Origin of the sequence: Natronomonas sp. (assembly GCF_028274965.1) — an archaeon.
Classification (GTDB): Archaea; Halobacteriota; Halobacteria; order Halobacteriales; family Haloarculaceae; genus Natronomonas.
The window spans coordinates 21,834-28,038 of the sequence record NZ_JAQCNO010000022.1 but is presented as its reverse complement, the minus strand read 5'-3'; the positions used below and the strand labels follow the sequence as shown (position 1 = coordinate 28,038).

Here is a 6,205-nt window from a genome sequence, read left to right as displayed (position 1 = left end):
GCGAGCGAGACGGCGGTGTCGAGGAACTCGTCGGCGCTGTGCGGGAGGTTCATCACGATCCGATCGGCCCACCCGTCGTACCCGGACACGTCGCGGACGTCGGCGTTGATCGCCGCGATGCGGTCGGCGACGCCGTTGCGCTCGGCGTTGCGGCGAAGGTACTCGATCGCGGCGGGGTTCAGGTCGACGCCGACGCAGTCAGCCCCTCGTTTGGCCGCCGGGACGACGAACGGGCCGACGCCGGCGAACATGTCGAAGACGCGCTCGTCGGGGGTGACGCGCTCGACGACGCGGTGGCGTTCGGTCGCGAGGCGGGGCGAAAAGTACACCTCGGCGACGTCGAGTTCGAACGCACAGCCGTACTCGCGGTGGACGGTCTCGGTGGTGTCGCCGGCCAGTAGTTCCCAGCGCCGGACCCGGAGGTCGCCCTCGACCGGCGAGGCGCGGTTCAGTACCGTGCCGGCCCGGAGGTCGGACTCCCGGATGGCGTCGACGATCGCCCGCGCCCGCTCGTCGTCGTCCTCGTCGACGATGACGATGTCCCCGAGTCGCTCGTAGCTCGGTTCGAACCCGAGAAGGTCCGCGGGGAACGTCTGCGTCTCGCGGCGCTTCGGGGAGCGAACGACGGTCTCGAAGGGCTCGATCGCGGCCGGATCGGCGTCAGGATCGAGCGGCAGATAGAGCAACCCGTCCTCCGTCTCGATCTCGTAGGCCTTGGAGAGCGCGCCGGCGTCGGCGAGGCGAGCCCGGACCGCCTCGCCGTCCTCGCGGGCGACGCGGACACAGCGGACGGTCATACGCGAGCCTGCGCCGGCGACGAGAGTAAGTGTAACGCTCCGGGCCCGCGCCGAGCGAGTCCGCATCGGAAGCCGGGGCCAGCGACGCGGGCGGCGCGGGGGGCGCGGCGGTGAGAGCGCGGGGGGCGCGGCGGTGAGAGCGCGGGGCTTTTGATCGCGGGCGGCCGAGGGGGTTCATGCTCACATTCGTCGGGCTCGGACTCTACGACGAGCGCTCGATCACGGTCGAGGGGCGGGAGGCGATCGCCGACGCCGATCGGGTGTTCGCCGAGTTCTACACCAGCAGGCTGGCCGGGGCGACCCTCGAGGAACTGGCCGCCTACCACGGCGCCGAGATCGAAACCAGAGACCGCGCCGGCGTCGAGGGCGATCCGGAGCCGATCCTCGAGGCCGCGGCGGCCGGCGACGCCGCCTTTCTCACCGCCGGCGACACGATGATCTCGACGACGCACGTCGATCTACGCCTGCGGGCCGACGAGCGGGGGATTGACACCGAGATCGTCCACGGGACGACCGCGGGATCGGCCGCGGCGTCGCTGACGGGGCTGCAGAACTACCGGTTCGGAAAGGCGACGACGCTGCCGTTCCCGTACGCCCACGGCGGCGACGGCGTCCCCGCGAGCGTCGTCGAAACGATCGAGACGAACCGCTCGCGGGGGCTACACACGCTCGTCTATCTGGACATCAAGGTCGGCCTCGGGCCGGACGGTCGGGAGCCGGGCCGCGAGGAGTACATGACGGCCGACCGGGCGGCGGCGCTTTTGCGCGAGGAACTCGACGCCCTCGGCGTCGCCGTCGCCCGGGCCGGGAGCCCGGCCCCGGTCGTCGAGGCCGACCGGCTGTCCGCGCTCGCCGACCGGACGTTCGGCGAGCCGCTGCATCTGCTCGTCGTCCCCGGGGACCTCCACGTGATCGAACGCGAGGCCCTCGCCGCCCTCGCTGGCGCGCCGGAGGGGGCGCTGCCGAAACCGGTCTGAGACGACTACCAGTAGATGTCGGTCGCGCGGTGGCTGGTGCCGTAGGCGTCGAGACCGTCGCCGAGGATCGCGGTCGCGCGGAGGTCGTCGTACAGCGTCGAGTGGGTGTAATCGAGGAACGTCATCGGGAAGCGCAACTCGCCGCCCTCGGTTCGGATCGGGCACAGGACGCCGGTGAAGGCGTGTTTGTGTCGGCTGTCGCTCACGTAGCAGGCGGCGACCGGGACAGTCTGTGCGGTCGGATCGACGGCCTGTAGCGCCTCGATCGACCGGAAGACGAGTTCCCAACAGAAGATCCCGCTCGAGTCGGCCTCGAGCAACGAGGCGAAATCGACGTCGGTCTCGAAGTACTGTCTGACGTCGTGAGCGCCCAAGAGGACGTTGTCCTCGACGGAGCCCGCGAGGTACCGGGGGACGTCGTAGTTCGTGTGTTCGCGGAACCCCTCGAGGAGCCCCCCGACGAGCGCGCGCGTCGCCGCCGGATCGACCCCGGCGAAGCGCTCGATGACCGCCGGGTCGACCTCCCGGTCGCGGGCGTCGCGGATCGCCGCGGCCGTCTCGGGGCGGGCGTCGGCGCCCTCGACGCGCTCGAAAAACTCAGTCGGGCGGTGGAACTCGAAGGCGTACTCGCCGGCGTGAAACGCCGACAGGTCCGAAAAGAGCGCCGTCAGGCGGCCGTCCGATCCGGTCTGTCGGTCGATCTCCGCGGCGGCGGCGGGGTCGTCCGCCGAAAACGACAGGCGGGTCTCGTCCCCGGAGTCGGGGGCGACGACGAGCGTCGAGGCGCCGGCGCGGACGGGGGTATCGCCGATCGGTTCGGCGTATCTCGGCGCGAGCCGTTCTGTGAGAAGCGGCGTCAACTCCTGGTCGCGGAGGTTCGTCCCCGGCCCGATCCGGCCGTAGCCGAGCACGGTGTTGTGCGCCGCCTTGCCGGCCCCGAGGGCCGAAAGCGCCGCGCCGCCGCCGAGGAGGAGCCGCCGCCTCGAGAGGCCGTCGGGATCGCCGTCGCCATTGCCGTCGGTCCGTCCGGACCGGTCGTCGTCGCTCACTGTTTGCCGCGGCCGTCGGCGGCCGCGTCGGGCGATCTGAGGTGGACCTCGCGTCCCAACAGCACGGAGAGCAGTTCCTCGCCGACGTCGAGGAGCTCGGGCACCCACCGGGAGACGAACCAGGCGATGCCGACGAGCACGAAGACCGCGAGCACCTGTGAGATGACCCGGTCGGCGACGAAAAAGGACACCCGTGCCGGGTCCGAGAGGCCGAACGCGAACATGACCGGCCCCTCGAGCCACGACCCCGCGAACCACTGGTAGCCGTTCGCCAGGGCGATAAACACGTTCCGCCCGACGTTGAGCGCCCAAATGATGCCGATCGAGACGGCGGTCGCGACGAGTTTCTTCGGCCTCGGGGCGTCGACGGCCGCGATCAGACCGCCGAAGATCGCCATCGATCCGATCCCCGTACACTGAAAGACGAGCCGGGACGCCCGGTCGGTCTCGGGGAAATAAAACGTGTTCAGAAGCGACGAGTCGGTCCCGGGATCCCTCATCAGTTCGACGCCGTTCGAGAGCCCCAGCCAGTCGATCACCGTCGCCGTCTGGAAGGCGACCGTCTCGATCAGGAAGCTCCGGGCGAGTTCGGAGGTCTCGAAGGGGAGATAGATGATCGTCATGAACGCGACCGCCCGCGAGAGGGTCAAAAGCGAGTCCCGGCCGTTGTGTAGCTGCCACCCGACGTAGAGACACGAGGGGACGGCGACGACGACGAGGGCGGTCTCGACGGCGCTGCGCATGACGAACGCGAAGTGTTGGATCAACAAAAACCAGAAGACGGCGAAAAGCGCCCACCCGGCGGCGGTGATCCGTCTGGCGAGACGGAGGTCGTTTCGGCGGTGGGCGATCACGCCGGCGACGAAGACCGCCATCACCACCCACGCGAGGACGTCGGTGTACGGGAGTACCGACATCTCGGCGAGCGACTGCACCGGTGACGTCATTACCGGGAGATGGACAACGAGGCGTATATGCCTTGTCGTCGCGGGAGCGGGCGACGCACGCACGCGGGCGGATCGGGATCGGGGATCGGGGAACACCGTCAAAAAGCCGGGCGAGCCCGGGGCCGGTCACTTCCTGGCGACGATCCGGATGACGTCCTCGTCTTCGAGTTCGTGATCGCGGCCGACCTGCTGTTCGTCGTGTTTCGCGGAGGGGCCGGTGACGCGGGCAAACCGGAACCGCTCGTCGAAGCTTCCCCCGAGCGTCTCTAAGGCGTCCTCGACGGTGTTTTCGCGCTGGGTCAGGACGAGCGGTTCCCCGCGGTCGATCCCGCGGCCGGGTTTGTCCATGTAGATCCGTATGAGCCCGAGGTCGTTCCAGATCGTCTCCTTGAGCGAGTCCAGACCGCGGCCGTCCTCGGCGCTTATGAACACCGCCTCGTCGGGGTCGATCCCGTGCGAGCGGAGGTCCCGTTTGACCGTGTCCACGTAGCCCGGATCGATGAGGTCGACCTTGTTGACACAGACGGCCGACGGGAGGTACTCGCGGTTGTCCTGAAGCGCGTCGACGAGCTGGTCGATCGTGAGGTCCTCCCGGATCGTCACGTCGGCGTTGATGTAGTCGTACTCCCGGAGCACGCCCATGATCGTCTCGTCGTCGAGTCCGACCCGATCCGAGGTCGTGAGGTTGATCCCGCCTTTGTGTCTCTTGCGGACGTTGACGTTGACCGGTTCGGTGTCGAGGCGGACCTTGTTCGCGTAGAGCTCCTCCCGGAGGCGCTCGTACTGGTCGATCTCGAACGCCGAGAGGACGAACAGGACGAGATCGGCGGTGCGGACGACGGAGAGGACGGCCTGGCCGCCGCCGCGGTTCTCCGCCGCGCCCTCGATGAGCCCCGGGACGTCGAGCAACTGGATGTTCGCACCGCGGTACTCTAGCATGCCGGGGTTGACGTCCAGCGTCGTGAACTCGTAGGAGCCGACCTCGCTGTCGGCGTTGGTCAACGCGTTGAGGAGCGTCGACTTGCCGACGGAGGGGAAACCGACGAGCGCGACCGTCGCGTCGCCGTGCTTTTCGACCGCGTACCCGCCGCCCCCGCTCCCGGAGGACTGCTGTCGTTCGAGCTTCTCTTTTTTCTCCGACAGCTTCGCCTTCAGCCGACCGATGTGCTGCTCGGTCGATTTGTTGTACGGGGTTTCGGCGATCTCCTCCTCGATCGCCTCGATCTCCTCTTTGAGCCCCATCGGGTGGGACCAGTCGCCGGCGGTGAAAAAGCCGTTCGGTTGGCCGGTGGCCGCCAACGGACGGACGGACACGGCTATACTGCTCCGGGTCGTACGCGCGATATGGACGGCAAACGGAAGCTCGCGTACACGCTCGTTTGCGCCGGCGTCGCGTTCGTCGGCGTCTTTCATCTCGTCTTTTCGACGTTTTTCGGGTACGGGTTCCGGACGGTTAGCGGTGTCCTCATCGCCGCGGCGGTGTTCGGGCTGTTGGTCATAAACGCGTGAGCGGGCTCTGAGCAATCGTTCAGGATTAATGCAACACGTTCATTGTGCCGAGAGGCGAACCCTCGGTGGATGGTGGATTCGGCCCGATTCCGCGACAGTACCGAGATCGCCCTCCCGGCGGACCGCCTCGAGGGGCTCCGAGAGGGCCTCGAATCGGGGTTTTCGGTCACGGTCGCCGAGGAGGGGGATGCGGTGCGGATCATCGGCAGTCCGGTCGCGATCAAGCGGGTCAGCACGTACCTCGCCCGCCACGGCGTCGTCTTCGGCTGACCGACGCGGCCGCCGCGGCCGACGTGTGGTCCGGTACCACGGCGGGCGAAGTCGGTAACTCTTAAAACTCCTGCGGCGGTGAGTACGTGTATGGCTGGAACCATCGAAGTGCTCGTTCCCGGCGGCCAGGCCAACCCGGGGCCGCCGCTCGGGCCGGAGCTCGGACCGACGCCGGTCGACGTGCAGGCCGTCGTCAACGAGATCAACGAACAGACCGCCGCGTTCGACGGGACCGAGGTCCCCATCACCGTCGATTACGACGACGACGGCTCGTTCGGCATCGAGGTCGGCGTGCCGCCGACGGCCGCGCTGATAAAGGACGAACTCGGGTTCGAAACCGGGTCCGGCGAGCCGAACGAGGAGTTCGTCGCCGACATGTCGGTCGAACAGCTCAAGACGGTCGCCGAGCAGAAGCTCCCCGACCTGCTCGCGTACGACGCCCGCAACGCCGCAAAGGAGGTCGCCGGCACCTGTGTCTCTCTGGGCGTCACCGTCGACGGCGAGGACGCGCGCACCTTCGACGACCGCCTCGACGCCGGCGAGTACGACGACACGTTCGACGACGCCGAGGCGCAGGCGTAGCCGAACCGTAACGGATCGGATCGAACTAAACCGGACCGAGACGTTCCGAGGGTCTTCTCCGAGGCCGGCGATCG

Annotated in this window: 8 protein-coding genes; 4 read left to right on the top strand and 4 right to left on the bottom strand. The window is 68.4% G+C overall.

Annotated elements, in window-relative coordinates; genetic code table 11:
* A partial coding sequence (locus Q0916_RS03965) for a class I SAM-dependent methyltransferase (protein WP_299234692.1) occupies positions 1–797 on the bottom strand: 797 nt, incomplete at its 3' end.
* A gap of 176 nt (positions 798–973) precedes the next feature.
* Here Q0916_RS03965 and dph5 point away from each other — a divergent pair.
* Positions 974–1,774 (top strand): diphthine synthase, encoded by an 801-nt coding sequence (dph5, locus tag Q0916_RS03960; protein WP_299234689.1) that lies wholly within the window; start codon positions 974–976, stop codon positions 1,772–1,774.
* Between the two features lie 5 nt (positions 1,775–1,779).
* Here the strand turns inward: dph5 and Q0916_RS03955 are convergent, their stop codons facing one another.
* The 3 genes from Q0916_RS03955 to Q0916_RS03945 all read right to left on the bottom strand — a co-directional run bounded on the left by Q0916_RS03955 (position 1,780) and on the right by Q0916_RS03945 (position 5,012).
* Complete coding sequence (locus Q0916_RS03955) at positions 1,780–2,823, bottom strand: hypothetical protein (RefSeq protein ID WP_299234686.1); 1,044 nt, start codon at positions 2,821–2,823, stop codon at positions 1,780–1,782.
* Entirely contained in the window at positions 2,820–3,770 is a 951-nt protein-coding gene (artA, locus tag Q0916_RS03950) for an archaeosortase A (RefSeq protein ID WP_299234683.1), read from the bottom strand. Before artA ends, Q0916_RS03955 begins: the two co-directional genes overlap by 4 nt.
* Before the next feature lie 126 nt (positions 3,771–3,896).
* Positions 3,897–5,012 carry an OBG GTPase family GTP-binding protein gene (locus tag Q0916_RS03945; protein WP_299234695.1) on the bottom strand — a complete coding sequence of 372 codons (1,116 nt, stop codon included), beginning with the start codon at positions 5,010–5,012 and terminating at the stop codon, positions 3,897–3,899.
* 102 nt (positions 5,013–5,114) lie between these two features.
* On the opposite strand from Q0916_RS03945, the gene Q0916_RS03940 reads away from it, so the two are divergent.
* The 3 genes from Q0916_RS03940 to Q0916_RS03930 all read left to right on the top strand — a co-directional run bounded on the left by Q0916_RS03940 (position 5,115) and on the right by Q0916_RS03930 (position 6,131).
* Complete coding sequence (locus Q0916_RS03940; protein WP_299234680.1) at positions 5,115–5,279, top strand: hypothetical protein; 165 nt, start codon at positions 5,115–5,117, stop codon at positions 5,277–5,279.
* A 69-nt stretch (positions 5,280–5,348) separates the two neighbouring features.
* Positions 5,349–5,549 carry a hypothetical protein gene (locus Q0916_RS03935; RefSeq protein ID WP_299234677.1) on the top strand — a complete coding sequence of 67 codons (201 nt, stop codon included), beginning with the start codon at positions 5,349–5,351 and terminating at the stop codon, positions 5,547–5,549.
* 90 nt (positions 5,550–5,639) lie between these two features.
* Positions 5,640–6,131: a 50S ribosomal protein L11 gene (locus Q0916_RS03930; protein ID WP_299234674.1), complete on the top strand. Its 492-nt coding sequence runs from the start codon at positions 5,640–5,642 to the stop codon at positions 6,129–6,131.
* Positions 6,132–6,205: the final 74 nt, after the last annotated feature.